This is a genomic window from Serratia sp. CY52157 (genome assembly GCF_052168495.1).
GTDB classification, from domain to species: Bacteria; Pseudomonadota; Gammaproteobacteria; order Enterobacterales; family Enterobacteriaceae; genus Serratia; species Serratia ureilytica.
This window is the reverse complement of sequence record NZ_JBJNMO010000011.1, coordinates 1-19,615: the sequence shown is the minus strand read 5'-3', so window position 1 is coordinate 19,615 and position 19,615 is coordinate 1. Positions and strand designations below refer to the sequence as shown.

Annotated in this window: 15 protein-coding genes; 8 read left to right on the top strand and 7 right to left on the bottom strand. The window is 60.5% G+C overall.

Going from position 1 to position 19,615, the window contains the following annotated elements:
* Positions 1-6 precede the first annotated feature (6 nt).
* Entirely contained in the window at positions 7-708 is a 702-nt protein-coding gene (locus tag ACJ8IP_RS23695) for a DUF2461 domain-containing protein (protein WP_047573343.1), read from the top strand.
* A gap of 10 nt (positions 709-718) precedes the next feature.
* On the opposite strand, the gene ilvY is transcribed toward ACJ8IP_RS23695, so the two are convergent.
* The gene (gene ilvY, locus ACJ8IP_RS23690) at positions 719-1,609 is read right to left on the bottom strand and encodes an HTH-type transcriptional activator IlvY (protein ID WP_004929971.1); all 891 of its coding nucleotides are present in this window, start codon (positions 1,607-1,609) and stop codon (positions 719-721) included.
* A gap of 168 nt (positions 1,610-1,777) precedes the next feature.
* On the opposite strand from ilvY, the gene ilvC reads away from it, so the two are divergent.
* Entirely contained in the window at positions 1,778-3,253 is a 1,476-nt protein-coding gene (gene ilvC / locus ACJ8IP_RS23685) for a ketol-acid reductoisomerase (RefSeq protein ID WP_033636408.1), read from the top strand.
* A 54-nt stretch (positions 3,254-3,307) separates the two neighbouring features.
* Here the strand turns inward: ilvC and ACJ8IP_RS23680 are convergent, their stop codons facing one another.
* Positions 3,308-4,243 (bottom strand): sugar kinase, encoded by a 936-nt coding sequence (locus ACJ8IP_RS23680; protein ID WP_033645373.1) that lies wholly within the window; start codon positions 4,241-4,243, stop codon positions 3,308-3,310.
* A gap of 236 nt (positions 4,244-4,479) precedes the next feature.
* Between ACJ8IP_RS23680 and pdeH the strand changes: the two genes are divergently transcribed.
* Both pdeH and ACJ8IP_RS23670 read left to right on the top strand, forming a co-directional pair.
* The gene (gene pdeH, locus ACJ8IP_RS23675; protein ID WP_042785549.1) at positions 4,480-5,271 is read left to right on the top strand and encodes a cyclic-guanylate-specific phosphodiesterase; all 792 of its coding nucleotides are present in this window, start codon (positions 4,480-4,482) and stop codon (positions 5,269-5,271) included.
* Between the two features lie 91 nt (positions 5,272-5,362).
* On the top strand, positions 5,363-7,402 hold the full coding sequence (locus ACJ8IP_RS23670) for an AsmA family protein (protein WP_089192420.1): 2,040 nt from the start codon (positions 5,363-5,365) through the stop codon (positions 7,400-7,402).
* Here ACJ8IP_RS23670 and ACJ8IP_RS23665 read toward each other — a convergent pair whose 3' ends face one another.
* From ACJ8IP_RS23665 to yhjD, 3 genes are all read right to left on the bottom strand, one after another.
* Positions 7,403-8,170 carry a CDP-diacylglycerol diphosphatase gene (locus ACJ8IP_RS23665; protein WP_164058029.1) on the bottom strand — a complete coding sequence of 256 codons (768 nt, stop codon included), beginning with the start codon at positions 8,168-8,170 and terminating at the stop codon, positions 7,403-7,405.
* Positions 8,171-8,271: 101 nt separating this feature from the next.
* The gene (locus tag ACJ8IP_RS23660; protein ID WP_016930463.1) at positions 8,272-9,594 is read right to left on the bottom strand and encodes an MFS transporter; all 1,323 of its coding nucleotides are present in this window, start codon (positions 9,592-9,594) and stop codon (positions 8,272-8,274) included.
* Positions 9,595-9,923: 329 nt separating this feature from the next.
* The gene (gene yhjD / locus ACJ8IP_RS23655; RefSeq protein WP_021505224.1) at positions 9,924-10,943 is read right to left on the bottom strand and encodes an inner membrane protein YhjD; all 1,020 of its coding nucleotides are present in this window, start codon (positions 10,941-10,943) and stop codon (positions 9,924-9,926) included.
* A 341-nt stretch (positions 10,944-11,284) separates the two neighbouring features.
* Here yhjD and ACJ8IP_RS23650 point away from each other — a divergent pair, with 341 nt between their 5' ends.
* Positions 11,285-12,151, top strand: coding sequence for a crotonase/enoyl-CoA hydratase family protein (locus ACJ8IP_RS23650; protein WP_033652699.1), 867 nt, complete (start codon positions 11,285-11,287; stop codon positions 12,149-12,151).
* A 16-nt stretch (positions 12,152-12,167) separates the two neighbouring features.
* Here the strand turns inward: ACJ8IP_RS23650 and pdeR are convergent, their stop codons facing one another.
* The gene (pdeR, locus tag ACJ8IP_RS23645; protein ID WP_033645368.1) at positions 12,168-14,162 is read right to left on the bottom strand and encodes a cyclic di-GMP phosphodiesterase; all 1,995 of its coding nucleotides are present in this window, start codon (positions 14,160-14,162) and stop codon (positions 12,168-12,170) included.
* A gap of 542 nt (positions 14,163-14,704) precedes the next feature.
* On the opposite strand from pdeR, the gene spy reads away from it, so the two are divergent.
* Positions 14,705-15,196 carry an ATP-independent periplasmic protein-refolding chaperone Spy gene (spy, locus tag ACJ8IP_RS23640; RefSeq protein WP_033645367.1) on the top strand — a complete coding sequence of 164 codons (492 nt, stop codon included), beginning with the start codon at positions 14,705-14,707 and terminating at the stop codon, positions 15,194-15,196.
* A 90-nt stretch (positions 15,197-15,286) separates the two neighbouring features.
* Here spy and ACJ8IP_RS23635 read toward each other — a convergent pair whose 3' ends face one another.
* Positions 15,287-16,504, bottom strand: coding sequence for a Tm-1-like ATP-binding domain-containing protein (locus tag ACJ8IP_RS23635; protein ID WP_042785546.1), 1,218 nt, complete (start codon positions 16,502-16,504; stop codon positions 15,287-15,289).
* A gap of 264 nt (positions 16,505-16,768) precedes the next feature.
* On the opposite strand from ACJ8IP_RS23635, the gene ACJ8IP_RS23630 reads away from it, so the two are divergent.
* Together ACJ8IP_RS23630 and ACJ8IP_RS23625 are read left to right on the top strand one after the other, a co-directional pair.
* Complete coding sequence (locus ACJ8IP_RS23630) at positions 16,769-17,407, top strand: TetR/AcrR family transcriptional regulator (protein WP_442524534.1); 639 nt, start codon at positions 16,769-16,771, stop codon at positions 17,405-17,407.
* A 480-nt stretch (positions 17,408-17,887) separates the two neighbouring features.
* A partial coding sequence (locus tag ACJ8IP_RS23625) for a S8 family serine peptidase (protein ID WP_442524533.1) occupies positions 17,888-19,615 on the top strand: 1,728 nt, incomplete at its 3' end.

The window sequence follows — 19,615 nt, the reverse complement described above, 5'->3', positions numbered from 1 at the left end:
AAACTTATGACGCAACCTTTCTCCGGCTTTAGCCAGCAGGGCCTGAATTTCCTGCAGCAGGTGCGGATCGAGAACGATAAGGCGTGGTTCGACGGCAACCGCGACATCTACGATCGCGAGCTGCTGGCGCCGTTTCGCGCGCTGGTGGAGCAGCTTGCTCCCAGCATGCTGGCGATCGATCCGCAGTTCGAGACTCGCCCGGCGATCGGCAAAACGCTGTCGCGCATTCATCGCGATACGCGGTTTTCTCACGACAAGTCGCGCTACCGCAGCCGCATGTGGCTCACGTTTAAGCGCCCGAGCAAAGACTGGAAAGATGCGCCGGTCTACTTTTTCGAACTGGGGCCGGACATGCTGCGCTATGGGCTCGGTTACTACAGCGCCAACAAGCCGACCATGGATCTGTTCCGCCATACGCTGAAACAGCGGCCGCAGCTTTTCCTGGAGGTGGCCGCCTGTTGCCGCCCGCCGTTCGAGCTGGTGGGCGAGAGCTACAAGCGTCCGCTGGTCAAGGAGCAGGCGGCGGAGATCGCCACCTGGTACAACCGCAAATCGTTCGCGGTGATGGTGACGGACAGCGAAGTGGAAAAGCTGTTCAACGCCGATCTGGCGCCGCTGCTGGCCGGGGCATTTTTGCAGCTTGAGCCGCTCTATCACTGGCTGATGCAGGTGGAGGCGATGAAGCAGGTCGATCCGGCCGACCTGTAAAAACCCCGCGTCAGCGGGGATGCAGCAATCGCCAAAAGGCGTCGATCAGCGGATCGCTGAGGCGTTTTTTCTGGACGCAGACCCCCAACTCGAACGGTTCGACCATCGAGATGTTATCCAACTGCGAGATGCGGTTGCGCACCGGTTCCGGGCTGTTGTCCACCACTACGCTCGGGATCAGCGCGATGCCGCAGCCCAGGGCCACCATCGACACGATGGCTTCGTGGCCGCCGACGGTGGCGTAAATCAGCGGATTGCTGATGCGGTGACGGCGGAACCACAGTTCGATGCGTTTTCGCGAAGGGCCGTGCTCCGGCAAGATGAAGGGGATCTCGGCCCAGTCGGGCTTGTCGGCGAACGCCTGGCTGCGCACCGCGCAGGGCAGCGCCGGCGCGATCAGCACCAGCGGAATTTCGCCGATTTTGGTGAACGCCACGCTGGCGGGCAGCGTTTCCGGCCGGCCGGCGATGCCGAGATCGGCCTCGTTGGACTGCACCTTGTCGACCGCGTCGGCGGCGTCGCCGGTGGTCAGCTTGATCTCTACCAGCGGGTGCTGCGCGCGGAAGCGGTCGAGGATCGGCGGCAGGTGGCTATACGCGGCGGTCACCGAGCAGAACAGCCGCAGTTCGCCGCTCAGCGAAGGGCCGTGCTGGCCGAGCGAGTGCTTCAGCTGCTGATATTGCAGCAGCGTTTGCTGGGCGAATTCTTTCAGCTGTTCGCCGGCGTCGGTGAGCTGCACGGTGCGGTTATCGCGCAGGAACAGCGGCTGCCCGAGGATCTCTTCCAGCCGCTGGATCTGGCGGGAGAGCGTCGACGGGCTGACGTGCATCGCCTTGGCGGTGCGCCCGAAGTGATGGCTTTCGGCCAGATGCAGGAACAGCTTTAAATCACGTAAATCCATATCGATACGCTCGCAGTGAGAGTGTTGCAAAAATTGCAATATCACGTTCTCAATATATCAATTTAAGCAACGCATTTCCTGTTATACATTGAGTTTAACGAATCTCCGCACAGACAGGGCGGGGAATGAAAATAACAATGCAAGACAACATCAAACCGGAGTACCACCATGGCTAACTATTTCAACACATTGAACCTGCGTCAGCAGTTGGCGCAATTGGGTAAATGCCGCTTTATGGCGCGCGACGAATTTGCTGACGAAGCCGGCTACCTGAAAGGTAAAAAAGTGGTGATTGTCGGCTGTGGCGCCCAGGGGTTGAACCAGGGTTTGAACATGCGCGATTCCGGTCTGGATGTCGCCTATGCCCTGCGCAAAGAAGCGATCGACGAGAAGCGCGCTTCCTGGCGCAAGGCGACCGAAAACGGCTTCAAGGTCGGCACCTACGAAGACCTGATCCCGCAGGCGGATCTGGTGGTCAACCTGACGCCGGACAAGCAGCACTCTTCCGTAGTGCGTGCGGTGCAGCCGCTGATGAAAGACGGCGCGGCGCTGGGTTACTCCCACGGCTTCAACATCGTTGAAGTGGGTGAGCAGGTGCGTAAAGACATCACCGTGGTGATGGTCGCACCGAAATGCCCGGGCACCGAAGTGCGTGAAGAGTACAAGCGCGGCTTCGGCGTGCCGACCCTGATTGCGGTTCACCCGGAAAACGATCCGAAAGGCGAAGGCATGGCGATCGCCAAGGCCTGGGCGGCGGCGACCGGCGGCCACCGCGCCGGCGTGCTGGAGTCTTCCTTCGTCGCCGAAGTGAAATCCGATTTGATGGGCGAGCAGACCATTCTGTGCGGCATGCTGCAGGCGGGTTCGCTGCTGTGCTTCGACAAGCTGGTTGCTGAGGGCACCGATCCGGCTTACGCCGAGAAACTGATTCAGTTCGGCTGGGAAACCATCACCGAAGCGCTGAAGCAGGGCGGCATCACCCTGATGATGGATCGCCTGTCCAACCCGGCCAAGCTGCGCGCCTATGCGCTGTCCGAACAGCTGAAAACCATCATGGCGCCGCTGTTCCAGAAGCACATGGACGACATCATCTCTGGCGCGTTCTCCAGCGGCATGATGGCCGACTGGGCGGAAGACGACGTGAAACTGCTGACCTGGCGCGAAGAGACCGGCAAAACCGCGTTCGAGAATGCGCCGCAGTTTGAAGGCAAGATCAGCGAGCAAGAGTACTTCGATCACGGCGTGCTGATGGTGGCGATGGTGAAAGCGGGCGTTGAGCTGGCGTTCGAAACCATGGTCGATGCCGGCATCATCGAAGAGTCGGCTTACTACGAGTCGCTGCACGAGCTGCCGCTGATCGCCAACACCATTGCGCGCAAACGTCTGTATGAAATGAACGTGGTTATCTCCGATACCGCAGAGTACGGCAACTACCTGTTCGCCAACGCGGCGGTGCCGCTGCTGAAGGACTTCATGACCACCCTGCAGGCGGGCGATTTGGGCAAAGCCGTGGCGGGTACGGCGGTGGACAATGCGCAGCTGCGCGACGTGAACGAAGCGGTGCGCAGCCACCCTATCGAAACCGTCGGCCGTAAACTGCGCGGCTACATGACCGATATGAAACGCATCGCCGTCGCGGGCTGATTTTCCGCAAGGCAAAGCACAAAGAGAAAGAGCCGGCAGCGATGCCGGCTTTTTTTATGCCTCCGGCATCATTGCGGCGGGAATGATGGCGCCGCGATGCTGGATCACCGTAGCGGCCAGCAGATGGCCGCGCTGCGCCGCCCGTTGGGCGCTGCCGCCGTTCAGGCGGGCCGCCAGGTAACCGGCGCTGAAAGAATCGCCCGCTGCGGTGGTGTCGACGACACGCTCTGGCGGCAGCGCGATCGCCGGCACCTCAAGCTTCTCCCCTGCCATACTGAACACCAGACAGGCGTGCGCGCCGCGTTTGATGACGATCTCGCCGACGCCGAGCGCCTGTGTGCGAGCTACCGCCTGTTCGATAGGCTGCGCTCCCCACAGCAACTCTTCGTCATCCAGCGTCAGAAAAGCGATGTCGGTACAGGCCAGCACCTCGCGGTAGGCCTGCTGCGTTTCCTCACGGCTTTGCCACAGACGCGGACGGTAATTGTTGTCGAAGATCACCTTGCCGCCGTTGGCGCGACAGCGGCGCAGCAGCGCCAGCAGTTTCATGCGATCGGCAGGCGCGAGGATCGCCAGGCTAATGCCGCTGAGGTACAAGTAATCGAACTGCGCCAGCCGTTCGCACAGTGCGTCGGCCTGCGGTCCCGCAAGCCAATACCGGGCGGCGGCGTCATTGCGCCAGTAGTAGAAAGTACGTTCGCCGGCGGCGTCGGTTTCGATGAGGTACAGGCCCGGCAGCTTGTTGTCGAATTGCTGAATCAACCCGGTCTCGATCTTCTCCTGCCGCCAGGCCTGCAGCATGTCGCCGCTGAAACTGTCGGTGCCGAGTGCGGTGACATAATGCACCCGTAGCGTCTGTTCCGGCATTTGGCGGGCGAGGTAGACGGCGGTGTTGAGGGTATCGCCGCCAAAGCCGCGCGTCAGCTGTGCGCCCTGCTGCGACAGCTCGATCATGCATTCGCCGATCACGGCGAGATTTCGGATAGTCATCGTCAATAAGCCCTGGCTAAAGAAGAAGCAATAGCCGCCAGTCTCCACGCAAGGCGGTCAGAGAGTCAATAAATTAAAACGGCGTTTTAATTTTTTATGATCGCGATCGGCGAACGCGGGCAGGACGGAGGAGAAACGGGCGGCAATTCGGCTTAAAGTTTTACGCCGCGTTGCCGATAAGCTGGGTAAAGAAACAGCGGCAGCGCTCTCATTTCCCCGCCACGGCGATAGTACCGATGATAACCAATCTGATCTCTGGTCTGCTGGCGCCTTGTTTTGCCCTCTATGCCTGCGCCAAATCGCGGCGCTACTGGCGGCAATGCCGGCGCTTGTATACCTTCCAGCCGATTTATCGCACCAGCGGCGCGCTGCTGGCGGTGGAACTGCTGACGGCGGTGTATCACCCGAATGAGCCGGACAAGCGGCAATCCCCGGAGCATTATTTTTCCTCGCTCGGCGTCGCCCAGCGTTTGCAGGTGATCCAGGAACAGCTGGCGCTGTTGCAGCGCTGGCAGGCATTGTTCATTCGTCACGCGGTGATGGTGTCGGTCAATATCGACGGCATCGCGCTGCAAGCGTTGCAGCGCCATAGCGCGTTGCAACGGCAGATCGCCGAGATGCCCTATCTGCGCTTCGAGCTGGTGGAGCACGCCGAAACGGCGTCAAACCGCCCGCTGCAGCAGATCGTCGGCGGCGAGCGGCTGTGGCTGGACGATTTCGGCAGCGGGCTGGCCAACTTCTCCGCCGTCGGCGCCTGGCGTTATCAATACATCAAGGTGGCGCGCGAATTGTTTACCTTGCTCAAACAGTCGGAAGAGGGCGTCCAGCTGCTCGGCACCCTGATCAAGATGATGAACCAGCACAGCGACGGGGTGATCGTCGAGGGCGTGGAAACCGAACAAGAGTGGCGGCTGGTGCAGCGTTCCGGCGCGCTGGCCGCTCAGGGCTACTACCTTTCCCGCCCGGCGTGCTTTGAAACTCTGCACAGCGTGCCGACGCTGTTCGCCGCGCCCGGCGCGCCGGCGTGAACTCCGGCCTATCCTCAGCTAGGCTTAAACGGGGCTGCTAACTCCTTTTCCTTTCATTCGGCAGCCCGATTTATGCGCTGAGGGAGCCGCTATGACAAGAACAGGAAAGGTTTTCAGCTGGCTGGGCGGCATTGTGCTGCTGCTGATCGTCGCGCTGGCGATCTTCATTGCTACCTTCGACTGGAATCGACTCAAGCCCACCATCAACGACAAAGTGTCGGCCGAACTGCGGCGACCGTTCGCCATTCGCGGCGATCTGGGCGTCGACTGGTCGCGCAATCCGGATGAGGGCGGCTGGCGCGCCTGGGTGCCCTGGCCGCATATTCACGCCGAAGACGTGTGGCTGGGTAACCCGAAAAACATGCCCGGCGACAGCATGGTGACGCTGCAGCGCGTCGACGCCAGCATTGCGCCGCTGGCGCTGCTGGGTAAAGAGCTGCTGATCCCGCGCATCTGGCTGAAGCAGCCGAATGCTTCGTTGCAACGTCTGGCCAACGGCGACAACAACTGGACGTTTGACCTGGCCGCCGGCCAGGATCCCAAACAGCCGCCTTCCGACTGGTCGTTCACCGTTCACGACATCGTATTCGACAAGGGGCAGATCGCCTTTAAAGACGCCACGCTGAAGGCGGATTTCCGCGCCGTCATCGATCCGCTCGGCAAGCCGTTGCCGTTCAGTGAAGTGACCGGCAAACAGGGCGGCGACAAGGCCGCGACCCCCGATTACGTTTTCGGCTGGCAGGTGAAGGGCAAATATAACGGTGAACCGTTGAGCGGCAGCGGCAAGATTGGCGGCATGCTGTCGCTGCAGAGCGCCGATTTGCCGTTCCCGCTGCAGGCAGATGTGCGCTCCGGCAGCACCCGGGTGGTGGTCGCGGGCACCTTGTCCGATCCGCTGAACCTCGGCGGCCTGGATGTACAGCTGAAATTTTCCGGTGAAAGCCTGAGCAACCTCTATGGCCTGACCGGCGTGTTGTTGCCGAATACCCCGCCGTATGCGACCGATGGCCATCTGACCGCCCGTCTGCATCAGCCGGGCGGCGCGGTGTTTGAGTACCAGAAATTCGACGGAAAAATCGGCGACAGCGACATTCACGGCAGCTTGAAGTACGTTGCCGGTAAACCGCGGCCCACGCTGAGCGGCGCGGTGAACGCCCGGCAGCTGAGGTTGGCGGATCTGGCGCCGCTGATCGGCGCCGACTCCAACGCCGCCAAAGCCGGGCGCGGCGAGAAAAGCCGTCAGCCTGCGGATAAGGTGCTGCCGGTCGAACAGTTCGATACGCAAAGCTGGAGCAAGATGGATGCGGACGTGAAGTTTGCCGCCGCGCGCATTGAACGCGGCAGCGATTTGCCGCTGAGCGATCTGGCCACGCACCTGAAGCTGAACAATGGCGAACTGCGCCTGGATCCGCTGCGCTTCGGCATGGCGGGCGGCAGCCTGAACGCCGTCGTGCGCCTCGACGGCGGCAAAAAGCCGATGCGCGGGCAGGTGGATATGCATGCACGCAAACTTCAGCTTAAACAGCTGTTGCCGAACGTGGAGGCGATGAAGCGCAGCCTCGGGCAGATGAACGGCGACGCCAGGCTGACGGGCAGCGGCAATTCGGTGGCCGAGCTGCTGGCGACCAGCAACGGCGATCTGCGCCTACTGATCAATAACGGGGTGATCAGCCGTAGCCTGATGGAGATCCTCGGTCTGAACGTCGGTAACTATCTGGTGGCACAGCTGTTCGGTGACGACGTGGTGGGCATCAACTGCGCGGCGGCGGACGTCGGCATTCGCAGCGGCGTCGCCGCACCGCGACTGTTCGTGTTCGACACCGAAAACGCGGTGATCAACATCACCGGCAACACCAACCTCGCCACCGAACGGCTGGATTTGTCCATCGATCCGGAAAGCAAGGGCATGCGCGTGCTGACCCTGCGATCGCCGCTGTACGTGAAAGGCACCTTCAAGCATCCGGACGCCGGGGTCAAAGCCGGGCCGCTGATCGCGCGCGGCGCGGCGGCGGTGGCGTTGGGGGCGGTGCTGACGCCGGCGGCGGCGCTGCTGGCGCTGGTCTCGCCCAGTGAAGGCGGCGAGGAGAACCAGTGCGGGCAGATCCTGCGGGAGATGAAAGGCAAAAAATAGTCAGGCGCGCGGCGGCGGCGTGAGCAGCCGGCAGTCGTGATCCTGGATCTCTTCCGCCGAGGCCAGGGTGAACGGCAGCAGGCTGCGCTCGGTTGCCAGCAGCAGGAAATCCCCGTCCGGCAGCGCGGTCATCGCCAGGCCGAAGCTGCCCATGCGCCCGTCGGCGCGCGGCAGGCCGGAGGCCAGCAGGTGGAAGGCGCCCTGTTGTTCCAGTTCGGCGGGGGTCACCCGCCGCCCCAGATAGTCATGCCCCAACAGGCCGCCGGGCAGCGGTTGCCATTGCTCGATGAAATGGGGGCCGATCTGCGCCAGCCGCTGTTTTACCGCCGGCAGCAGGCAGGAGATATGAATGTGCAGCTGGTTTTGCGTGCGGCCATATTCCGAATTGATCGCCAGTGAAATATCGCCGTCGTCGATCGGTTTGCCATAGCGTTCCGCCATCACGTGGCGCGCGCGCCAGGCCTGGGCGAAGAAATTCGGCGTGGCGGCGTCCAGCACTGCCGGGCTTTCGATACCGGTGATTTTGGCGCTGGGCATCAGCAGGTATTGCAGCGGCCCGTTGCGATCTTTAAACACCACGAAACCGGCCTGCACATCCACCTGCGCGCAGGGCGCCGGGTTGTCATGCGCCTGCTGATTGGGCAGACATTGCTGGCTGACGATGCGCCACAGCGCATCGGGATGGTCGGGTTTCAACCCGTAATAGAGCGCGATGGCGAGAGCCGCCAGCAGCGCCACGCAGACAAATACCCCACGACGCAGAGACATCGGCCGATCCTGTTACCGAGAGAAACGTCCAGCATAGCCCGGTTTTATGACAGGAAACGAACAACGCGTGCGGCCCCCCGCAGTGAGGGGGCCGCAGAGGATCACAGCGACTGGTGGCGGGTTTCTTTCATCAGCAGGAGGGCCAGCAGCGTCAGCCCGGCCATCGCCGCCAGGTACATGCCGACGTAAAACAGCCCGTAGTGGGCCGCCAGCCAGGTGGCGATGTAAGGCGCCACGGACGCGCCGAGAATCGACGCGACGTTGTAGGAGAACGATGCGCCGGTGTAGCGCACTTCGGTGGGGAACAGCTCCGGCAGCAGCGCGCCCATCGGGCCAAAGGTCAGCCCCATGATGCTCAGGCCGCACAGCAGGAAGCCCATCACCAGCGCCTGGTTGCCGGAACCCAGCAGGGTCGGGAACAGGAACGCGAAGCCGATCATCAGCAGGGTAATGGCGATCATGGTCTTGCGACGGCCGAACGCGTCCGCCAGCAGGCCGGCGATGGGCACCATCACGCCGAAACCGATCACCGCCACCATCAGCATCCACAGGAAGCTGTTACGGGAGTAACCGAGCCCCAGCGGCTGCGGCGCAGTGCCGTAGGTCATCGAATAGACCGTCATCAGATAAAACAGCGTGTAGGTCGCCAGCATGATGAAGGTGCCGAGGATGGTGGCTTTCAGATGCTTGCTCAGCAGCGTGCCGAGCGGCACTTTCACCTGTTTGCCGGCCTTGGCCGCTTTGGCGAACACCGGCGTTTCATGCAATGACACCCGGACGTACAGGCCAATCAGCACCAATGCGGCGGAGAGGATGAACGGCACGCGCCAGCCCCATTCCATAAATTGCTGGTCGCTCAGCAGCCACGAGAGCAGCAGGAAGGTGCCGTTGGCGAAGAAGAAGCCGATCGGGGCGCCCAACTGGGGGAAGGAGCCGTACAGCGCACGTTTTTTGGCCGGCGCGTTCTCCGTCGCCAGCAAGGCGGCGCCGCCCCATTCGCCACCCAGCCCCAGCCCCTGGCCAAAGCGCGCCAGCGCCAGCAGGATAGGGGCGAAGATGCCGATGGTTTCATAGCTCGGCAGCAGGCCGATCAGCACGGTGGAAATCCCCATGGTCAGCAGCGAGGCGACCAGCGTCACCTTGCGCCCCACGCGATCGCCGAAGTGGCCGAACAGCGCAGAGCCGATAGGGCGCGCGACAAAGGCGACGGCGAAGGTGGCCAGCGACTGCAGCGTCGCGGTGGTCGGGTCGCCCTGCGGGAAGAAGATGTGCGGGAACACGATCACCGCGGCGGTGGCGTAGATGTAAAAGTCGAAGAACTCGATGGCGGTGCCGACCAGCGAGGCGACGATGACTTTCCCGCGGGAATTCACCGGTGTAGACGCGTCGTCGGCGTCGAGTGGGGGTGCGATGGTGGCTTGCATATCTATTTCTTATTGTTGGAGGGGGTAAAAATCCATCTTAGTGACAGCATTCCGCCTTTTCAACGCTGGAACTCTGGGCTGCGCCGCCGCTAACCGGTTAAAAAGACTAATGTTTTACCTGACTTCTTTTCTGTAGCGTTAAACGTTGAGAAATGGGGTTCATACAGTGTGAATGGCTGTAAAAACGGGAAAGAAAAGTGACTGGGTAGTTTGTTATGCTGGTTTTTCGAATGCCATGCCGCATGATTTAGAGAGATTGACTGGTTTTTTGCTCATTAACCAGAGGAAAGTGCCGGCGCGTGCGATAACACCGGCACGATTGCATGGCTTCAGCGTGCCGGCGGCTCGCGTTCCGGCAAGGCTTTGTCGCCTTTGTAGTCGGCCGTTGCGATCCAGGCGGCGCAAAACAGCGTCAGGCGGGCGAAGAAGTAGAAGAACGCCATCAGCCCGATCACCGAGCCGAAGGCCGCGCCGGAAGGCGATTTCGCCACCTGCGGCAGCGTCATCGTCATCACGAACTTGATCACCTCAAAGCCGATAGCCGCAAGCAAGGTGCCGCGCAGCAGCGCTTTTTTCTTCGGTTTGTGGCGCGGCAGCATCCAGAAAATCCACAGGAACAGCAGATAGTTGGCGAAAATCGAGATCGACAGCGCGATCGTCGTCAACGCCGGCCGCAGCCATTCGATGCCGTCCAGCCCCAGCGCGTTGACGATCGCCGCCTGCGCCGAGCCGGCGACCGAGGTCAGCGACAGCGTGATAATCAGCGCGACCACCAGGCCGGTCAGCGAGATGAAGTCGCGGGTGTACTTGAAATAGATTTTCTCCTGATCCTGCGGATTGCGTTCCCAGACGTCACGCGATTGCGCGCGGATCGCTTCGCGCAGGTTGCCCATCCAACTGATGCCGGAATAGAGCGCCAGCGCCAGGCCGGTCAATCCCACGGTGGTGCGCTGCTGAATGGCGGTGTTGACGGTGTTCTTCAGCGTGCTGGCCAGCGTCGGATCGCTGATGCTGCCGACGATCCGGTTGATCAAACGGGCCAGCAGATCCGGGTTGGAAGCCAGCACGAAACCAGCTGCGGCGAACGACACCATCAGGATCGGGATCAGCGAGAGGAATGAAAAATAGGTGATGGCGGCGCCGAACTGGCTGCCCAGCCGATCGTTAAAGCGTTCGGCGGCGCGCAGCAGGTGCGCAACGCTCGGCCAGGCTTTGATGCGTTCAATCAGACGTGAAAAACCGCTGATGCGGCGGTCGAGCGTTTCATGGCCGGTCTTGATGGCGATAAGCGGCTTCGGCGGCGTGTCTTGTGCGGGCTGGCGGCGTTCCTGGTCTGGTCCTGTAGGCATTACTTCACGATTTCCTTAACGTTAAACGGCATGTATCCGCGTTGATTATAGCCAAAGCCCCGCGGCGTTTTGAGCGCCGGGGCGGCAAACGGTCATTTTCCGAGCTTAACGCGTTAGCGCCCGGCATGAAATGCCAGGAGGCGGCCGATAGGTAAAATTCCTATGAAAACCCCGCCGCGCCTCGGTTTTTTTCACTTCCCTACCTCCAATTTTTATCTGTTTCGTCGGCGAGAAAGCGTTTACTCATGATGTGGCGCCACGCGTTGCCGAGCGCCGCTCCGCTGCAGCCGTAGGGGCTGGAACGGTCTCACCCGTCATCAACAGAAAAACTGGAAGGTCTTATGAAATTGCTTAATCACCCCACCTGCCGTCCGTTTACCGAAGCGGGCAATCTGTCGCAGCTTTCCGCCTACTATGAAGAGGAGAGGCATATCATGTGGATGCTGCTGCGCGCTGCGCCGCGTCCTTGCTTTAATCAGGCGCTGATCGAAGACATCATGACGCTGGCGCAGGCGGCGAAAGAGTCTTCGCTGCGGTTCGATTTCTGGGTCACCGGCTCGCTGGTGCCGAACATGTTTAACGTCGGCGGCGATCTGCAGTTCTTCGCCGAAGCCATCAAGAACCGCAAACGCGAGGCGATGATGGCCTACGCGCGTGCCTGCATCGACTGCGTGCATGCGGCGGCGCGCGGTTTCGATACCGGCGCGGTCAGCATTGCGATGGTCGAAGGCAGCGCGCTGGGCGGCGGTTTTGAAGCGGCGCTGGCGCACCATTTCGTGTTGGCGCAGAACAATGCGCGCATGGGGTTCCCGGAGATTGCGTTCAACCTGTTTCCCGGCATGGGCGGTTACTCGCTGGTGGCGCGCAAGGCGGGCATGCGCTTGGCCGAAGAACTGATTTGGGGCGGCGAGTCGCACACCGCAGAGTGGTTCGAGAGCCGTGGGCTGGTGGATCAGCTGTTCCAGCCCGGCGACGCCTACATGGCGACGCGCACTTTCATCGATACCATCCGGCCGAAGCTCAACGGCATGCGCGCCATGTTGCGGGCGCGTCAGCGCGTGCTGCAGCTGACGCGTTCCGAGCTGATGGACATTACCGAGGATTGGGTGCACTCGGCCTTCACCATTGAGGAAAAAGATCGCGCCTACATCGAGCGGCTGGTGATGTTGCAGGATCGCCACACCCTGAACCTGCGTCGTGCCGGCTAACGTTAACGCGCCCGCCTCACGCGGAAGGTGAGCGCGGGCGATAGGACTGCAGCCAATGCTCCAGCTGTTCCGGGAGCATTGGCCGCGCAAACAGAAAGCCCTGCTTTTCGTCCACGCCGACCTCGTCGAGGAACTGATTTTCGCTCTCGGTCTCCACCCCTTCGGCGATCACGCGGAAGGCCAGCGCCTCCGCCGCCGCGACGATCGCGCGCACCAGCGATTGCGAAACCGGGTTGAAATTCACCCCGCGCACGAAGCTTTTATCCAGCTTGATGGCGTCCAGCGGAATACGCGCCAGCTGCGCCAGCGACGAATAGCCGGTGCCGAAGTCGTCGAGATGCACCTGCGCGCCCAGCTCGCGCAGCCGGGTGATCAGCACGCGCGCGCGGTTTTCGTCTTCAATCAGGCTGCTTTCAGTCAACTCGAAGTCCAGCAGACAAGGGGCCATGCGGTGACGGCGCAGCACCCCGAGCAGATCGTTGACGATGCCGTCGTCGGCCAGCTGCCGGGCGGAGAGGTTGACCGCCACCCGCAGATTCAATCCCCGCTCTCGCCACTGCGCCGCCTGGCAGGCGGCGGTCTGCAACACCCATTGGCCCAGCGGGCCGATCAGGCCGGACTCCTCGGCGTAGGAGATGAACTGCAGCGGCGGGATCAGGCCGCGCTCCGGCGAATCCCAGCGCACCAGCGCTTCCACGCTGTGCACTTCACCGCTGCGCGCGTCGATTTTAGGCTGGTAATACAATACCAGCTGATTTTGCTCCAGCCCTTTACGCAGGTTGGTGTCCAGCCACATGTATTCGGCGACGCGCTTGTTCATCTCCGGCGAGAAGACGGTATAGGTGCGCTTGCCGTGCTCCTTGGCGACGTACATGGCGGTATCGGCGCTGCGGATCAGGCTGTCGAGATCGTTGCCGTGCTCCGGGCACAGCGCGATGCCGATCGAACAGCCGGTATACACTTCGATCAGGCCGATGCGGAAAGGGGTCTTCAGCCGATCGATGATGCGCTGCGCCAGCGTTTGCAAACGTTCGCGATCGGTCTGAGGCGCCAGCACCAAAAATTCGTCGCCGCCGAGGCGGGCGAGCACCTGATCCGGGCTCAGGCAGCCAAGGATCGCCAGCGAGACCTCAACCAGCAGCCGATCGCCGAACATATGGCCGTAGGCGTCGTTGACCTTTTTGAAGTTGTCGAGATCGAGGTACACCAGGCCGAAACTCTCTTCGCCGCGCGTGGCGATGGCGTGGTTGATCTTGTCCTGGATGGCGTTACGGTTCGGCAGGCCGGTGATGATATCGGTGTTGGCCAGCACCCGCAGCCGTTCCTGAGCGCGACGCTCTTCGGTGATGTCGGTTCCGGAGCAGATCAGAAACACCTCGTTCTTGCCGCTGCCGCTGTGCACGAACTTATTGCGAAACAGGAACAGCCGCTCGCCCTTGACCGTCTTTACCCAGCGTTCCACCTCATACGAAGAGCCGTTGCGGAAGAAGCCGGCGATGTTGCGCCGCGAGGCGGCGGCTTCTTCCGGGCTCATAAACAGCTGGAAAACGTTCTTGCCGATCACCTCGTGTTCGTGCAGCCCGGTGTACTCCTCGCTCAGCCGATTGAAGCGCTGGATGCGGCCGTGCTGGTCGACGATCACGATCACCGAGTTGGCTTCGGACACCACCTGCTCGGCGAAGGAGAGCCCATGCACCAGATCGCGCGCCACGGATTGGGTATCGCTGAACGCGGACGCGGTGCCCGCCCATTCGAGGTTATTGACGCGGCGCCCGACCAGATGCAGATGCAGCGGTTCGCCGGCCAGCGTGATGGTGAGTTCAAGGCTGGCGGTCACGCCGGTCAAACGGCGAATTTTCGCCGCGTCCATGGCGCTCAGCGCCACCGCGACGTGGGCTTTGCCCTTAACGGCGGACAGCTCCAGGGCATTGCTGTCAAACGCCAGCCGCCAGTGGGGGCTCTGGGTGCCGAAGTGGGCGTTAAGAAGCTCAGGGCCTTGGTCTGCGGACATGATGATTCCTCAAAAGAGCACGGGCGGCCGGTCAGCACGAAGAACCGCTGGCGGCCTGTGGGCCCGAAAGTGGTCGCCGTGCGCGTCTGTGCATCATATAACAGGTTTTCACAGGCGGGGCGGGTAATGGAAACTATTCTATAAGCAATGATTAGTTTTGCGGTGTACGCGCCACCCGGCGACCGGTTGCCTTAAAGTGTAGGAGGAGAACATCGGGTCGTGCGAAGTTTGTACCGGCTTCCCCGCTAACGAAAAACGGTTGATGCAAGGTTGCCTTGTGGGCGAGTAAATTATAGCGGTGAGAGGGCGGCTGAAAAATAACCCTGTCGGGGAGATTTTTGCCGGGAAATTAAAATTTCCATCAAATAAACGCCTTCTTCATAGTTTTCTCATAATTGGTGAATAAACCCGTGACGGGTTTTAAAAAGTTTACACACCCTCGCATTACTTGAATTTTATCAGCCTATTATTATCTTCGACGAACGAATGAGCCTGTTAACGTACAGCGCTCCTGATGAAGAAAAATTTTTAAGGAAATGATTATGCGTAAATTGACGGCTTTATTTATTGCTTCCACGCTGGCTCTGGGTTCTGCTTCTGCGGCGTTCGCCGCTGATACGACGGCGGCCCCGGCTGCGGATGCGGCGCCGATGAAAATGATGCATCACAAGGGTGAAGGTAAAGGCGGCCCGTTCGCCGGGCTGAACCTGACCGAGCAGCAGCGCCAGCAAATGCGCGATATCATGAAAGAGTCGCACTCGAAACGCGGTCCGGGCATGAAAGAGGAACGCCAGGCGCTGCATAATCTGGTGGCTTCCGACAGCTTCGATGAAGCGAAGGCGAAGGCGCAAATTGACGCGATCGGCAAAGCGCAATCCGAACGCATGCTGGAACGCGCCAAGGCGGAAAATAAAATGTATAACCTGCTGACCCCTGAGCAGAAAAAACAATACAATGAGAATTATCAGAAACGTGAGCAAAAGATGATGGACCATATGAATAAAATGAAGGAGCAGATGTCCTCCGGTCAGTAATATACGCTCGCGGTAAATAAAAAAGGGCCAGACTATTTGTCTGGCTTTTTTTTCGGCGTTATCTCCGGCAGGCCCGGCAGCGAGTGATTATCATTCCCCAGCGGCAATATGTCGGAACTGTTCGGCAACGGCCTGCGCAAAGCGCGGATCGTTAATATGGTAAGGCGTTTTTATTAACCGGCGCTTATGGGTGGCGTGCACCGTCTCCTCCAGCGTTTGCGTAAAGGCGGCCAGCGCTGCGGGATCCCAGAACGGTTGCCCAGGGGCATCCAGCGCCGACACGCCGCCCGCCGGGATCACGAAGCGCACTTCGCCCGCGCAGGCGTTGATTTTCTCGCCAATCCAATGACCGATTAGCGCATTTTCCCGCGGGCTGGTGCGCACCAGCGTCACTTGCGGATTGTGATGATGGCGCAGGCGGTTCGCGTAGCGAGCCGGCACCGTATTCAGCGCGCCGAAGTTGATCATGTCGATCGCGCCGCAGGAGAGTACGCACGGGATGCCGGTACGCGCGATAGCACCGAAACGATCTGCATTGCAGGGCAGCACACCGCCAAACAGGTAATCGGTCACTTCGGTGGTGGTCAAATCGATGGCGCCGTGCAGTTGCCGGCTATCGATCAGTTTTTCCAGTGCTCTGCCACCGCTGCCGGTCGCGTGAAACGTCAGGCAGTCCCATTGCGGCTCAAGATCGGCAACCAGCGCTTGAATGCAGGGGGTGGTGACGCCAAACATCGTCAGGCCGATTGCGGGCTTGTCGTCGTGATGATCGACGGCGGCGAAGCGGACTGCGCCGGCTATCTGGCGCGCCGCATTGCCCAGCACCCGGCGCGAGATACGGTTCAGGCCGGCGAGATCGGTGACCGAATACAACATGCTGATATCACTGGCGCCGACATAGGCGGAAACGTCTCCCGCCGCCATGCTCGAGACCATCAATTTCGGCAGGCCAATCGGCAACTGCTGCATTGCCGGCGTGATGATGGCGGTGCCGCCGGAGCCGCCCAGGCCAAGCAGGCCGGCGATATCGCGGCGCGTCAGGATAAAACGTTCGAAAGCGGTCGCCATGGCGGCGATTGCCTGGCCGCGGCTGGCTAGAAAGACCGCGCCTGCGCCCGCCGGATGGTGGCGAGCGACCTCTTCTGGGCCGATATCGGCCGGGGAGTCAAATGGCAAGCTTCGGGTGGAGAGATCGACGGTTCGCGTGGGTAAATTCAGGCTGGCAATCAGCCGCCGCACATACTCCAACTCTTGTCCTTTCGTATCTGCTGTGGTAGCAATATAGACAAAATTTGAAGTATCTTTCATGGATTTTTCCGGGGTGTTTCTAATTTTTAATTAAAAATTAATGTATTATATTTTTTTTAGGTGCCCTGGTGTTGGCATTTAAATTAAATTGATTAATGTATTTATATAATGAGACGGCAGTATCATTTTTGCAAGGGCAGCTCAGTGCAAAATGGGACTCCTGTCTCATTTTTGAGCTTTTTGCGCGGCCAACCCTTTGTCGTCAACCTGTCGGCAGTGGCGTCTCGCCTGTCGCGCAAGCGTGTACAGATGTATGAGGTTTAAGTGCCGATAAATGCTTTTCCCACCCCGTCCGACCTTTCTCTGACCTCCGCCCGGGCGAAAACACATCGTTTGTTGCTGGCCAGCGCAATGACGCTGTATGGCGAGGGCGCGTTTCCATCGATCACCGATCTGGCGGCGCATGCGCAGGTATCGCGCGCGACCGCCTACCGCTATTTCCCGACCCAAAGCGCATTAATTACTGCGGTGGTGGCGGAAAGTCTGGGGCCTATTCTGGCGTGGCGCCCGCAGGACGATGATGCCCTGAAGCGCATCCAGCAGTTGCTGACGTTGGCCTATCCTCAGATGGAGCTACACGAAGGGGCGCTGCGCGCCGCATTGCAGCTCTCTTTGCAGCAGTGGGCGCACGCCACGCCGGGCGAAAAGTTCGTGCGCGGCAACCGCAAGCGGCTGCTGGCGCTGGCGGTAGAGCCGTTGCAGGGTAAACTGCCGCCAGATTCTTTACAGAGAGTGATTCATGCTTTCTCGCTGATTTACGGTTCTGAGGTGTTCCTGGTGCTGAAAGATATCTGGGGGCTGGAGCTTGAGGGTATCCAGGATGTCACGCAATGGATGGCCAAAGCCATCCTGCGTCAGGCGGAAGAGGATGCGATGAACAGCAAAAAAACATCAGCAGGATAATCCAATTTTTGCCGCTGCCTGAGTGAAAAATCAGCATAATTCACTGAGTAAATATTGGAAAAAGTTATAATTAAAAGTGATAAAAAGCGCCTGTTAAGCACTTTTCAGGCGACGCTTTCTTTGGCTGTCTTTTAATTAAATATCATTATTTATCATTGTATTAATTTAATTATCCCCCGCGAATAAATGCCGCCTCAGCGCTGAGCGAGATCATTCTCTTTCCTTATCGTCCCCCGTCTGATTCATCCCTGAAACGTTCTCTCCGCCCACCGAACTGCCGAGTGACACATTAAGCGCACTTGAGATTGTTGTGCTTTATTTATTTGGTGTTACCAAACTGTTACACAAAAAATCTTATAAAACATTTGCAAACAACAACGGACGGTATCTGGGATGGAGAAGAAACTTAGAGGAGTTAAATCCGCTCGGGCGGCCTTCGGCTGGCCTGAAATCGGAGTTCATCGCGCACAATGGAGCGCGATGCTGATCTGCCTGACGGCGATCGGCGGCGCGCAGGCCTCCAGCTATATAGAGAACGGCAAAGCGGGCGATCCGGCCAGCTGGCGCAGCAGTGAGTTCAACGCGGAATGGGGGCTGGGGGCGATCCACGCCGACCAGGCCTACGCCGCCGGTTATACCGGAAAAGGCATCAAACTTGGCATTTTCGATCAGCCGGTCTACGCCAAGCACCCGGAGTTTGCCGATGAGAATAAGGTGATCAATCTGGTTACCGAAGGCATCCGCGAATACACCGATCCCTATATTCCGGTGAAAAAAGGCGACACTTTCCGCTATGACGGTACGCCGAGCGTGGACTCCGATGGCACGCTCGGTTCGCACGGCACCCACGTGGGCGGCATCGCCGCCGGCAGCCGCGACGGCGGCGCCATGCACGGCGTGGCGTTCAATGCGCAGATCATCAGCGCCGAAAACGGCGATCCCGGCCCGGAGGACGGCATCATCCTCGGCAACGACGGCGCAGTGTACCAGGCCGGCTGGGATGCGCTGGTGGCCAGCGGCGCGCGCATCATCAACAACAGCTGGGGTATCGGCATTACCGATAAATTCGCCAAGGGGGGCAAGAATCCCGCTTACCCTCATTTCACCGTCGACGATGCGCAAAAGCAGTTCGATCAGATCAAACAGATCCTCGGCACCAAGCCCGGCGGCGCCTATCAGGGCGCGATCGACGCGGCGCGCAGCGGCGTGGTCACCATCTTCGCTGCCGGTAACGATTACAACCTCAACAACCCGGACGCCATGGCCGGCCTGGCCTATTTCGTGCCGGAGATTGCACCGAACTGGCTGTCGGTCGCCAGTTTGCAGGATCCCACCAATACCGGCGATTACAGCATCAGCACCTTCTCTTCTCGCTGCGGCTACACCGCCAGCTTCTGCGTTTCGGCGCCGGGCACCCGGGTATACAGCTCGGTGATTGAAGGCACCAGCGTGGAGAATCTGACGACCGGCTACGCCAAATACAGCGGCACCTCGATGGCGGCGCCGCACGTGGCCGGCAGCGTTGCGGTGCTGATGGAGCGTTTCCCGTATCTGAATGGCGCGCAGGTGGCGGAAGTGCTGAAAACCACCGCCACCGACATGGGCGCGCCGGGCATCGACGCGCTCTACGGCTGGGGGATGATCAACCTGGGCAAGGCCATCAACGGTCCGGGCATGTTGGTGACCGCCGAGGATATTCCGGCGGAGTTCCGTATTCCGGATCCGGCGGGCGTGGCCTACGGCCCGACCCAGTTCGTGGTGGATTTGCCGGGCGTCGGCGCGGTGCTGGATAAGGGCAAACCGACCGAGCGCGTCTGCAGCGATGTGCTGTGCGGGCTGGACGTCTGGAGCAACGATATCTCCGGCCACGGCGGCCTGACCAAGCAGGGCATCGGCACCCTGGTGCTGACCGGTAACAACACCTATGCCGGCCCGACGCTGGTCAATCAGGGGCGGCTGGCGATCAACGGCTCGGTCACCTCGGACGTCAGCGTGCAGAGCGGCGGCATCGTCGGCGGCAGCGGCACGGTCGGTTCGCTGACCGCCCGCCGCGGCGGCACCGTGGCGCCGGGCAACTCGATCGGCACCTTGAACGTGGCGGGCAACGTCAGCTTCGAGCCGGGTTCGCGCTACGCGGTGGAAGTGGGGCCGAACGGCCAGAGCGATCGGATCCAGAGCAGCGGATCGGCGACGATCGGCGGCGGCGAG

Excerpts from the sequence above, each read along its gene's own strand:
- ACJ8IP_RS23695 (WP_047573343.1), top strand. The coding sequence starts at position 7 with ATGACGCAACCTTTCTCCGGCTTTAGCCAGCAGGGCCTGAATTTCCTG.
- ilvY (WP_004929971.1), bottom strand. The coding sequence starts at position 1,609 with ATGGATTTACGTGATTTAAAGCTGTTCCTGCATCTGGCCGAAAGCCAT.
- ilvC (WP_033636408.1), top strand. The coding sequence starts at position 1,778 with ATGGCTAACTATTTCAACACATTGAACCTGCGTCAGCAGTTGGCGCAA.
- ACJ8IP_RS23680 (WP_033645373.1), bottom strand. The coding sequence starts at position 4,243 with ATGACTATCCGAAATCTCGCCGTGATCGGCGAATGCATGATCGAGCTG.
- pdeH (WP_042785549.1), top strand. The coding sequence starts at position 4,480 with ATGATAACCAATCTGATCTCTGGTCTGCTGGCGCCTTGTTTTGCCCTC.
- ACJ8IP_RS23670 (WP_089192420.1), top strand. The coding sequence starts at position 5,363 with ATGACAAGAACAGGAAAGGTTTTCAGCTGGCTGGGCGGCATTGTGCTG.
- ACJ8IP_RS23665 (WP_164058029.1), bottom strand. The coding sequence starts at position 8,170 with ATGTCTCTGCGTCGTGGGGTATTTGTCTGCGTGGCGCTGCTGGCGGCT.
- ACJ8IP_RS23660 (WP_016930463.1), bottom strand. The coding sequence starts at position 9,594 with ATGCAAGCCACCATCGCACCCCCACTCGACGCCGACGACGCGTCTACA.
- yhjD (WP_021505224.1), bottom strand. The coding sequence starts at position 10,943 with ATGCCTACAGGACCAGACCAGGAACGCCGCCAGCCCGCACAAGACACG.
- ACJ8IP_RS23650 (WP_033652699.1), top strand. The coding sequence starts at position 11,285 with ATGAAATTGCTTAATCACCCCACCTGCCGTCCGTTTACCGAAGCGGGC.
- pdeR (WP_033645368.1), bottom strand. The coding sequence starts at position 14,162 with ATGTCCGCAGACCAAGGCCCTGAGCTTCTTAACGCCCACTTCGGCACC.
- spy (WP_033645367.1), top strand. The coding sequence starts at position 14,705 with ATGCGTAAATTGACGGCTTTATTTATTGCTTCCACGCTGGCTCTGGGT.
- ACJ8IP_RS23635 (WP_042785546.1), bottom strand. The coding sequence starts at position 16,504 with ATGAAAGATACTTCAAATTTTGTCTATATTGCTACCACAGCAGATACG.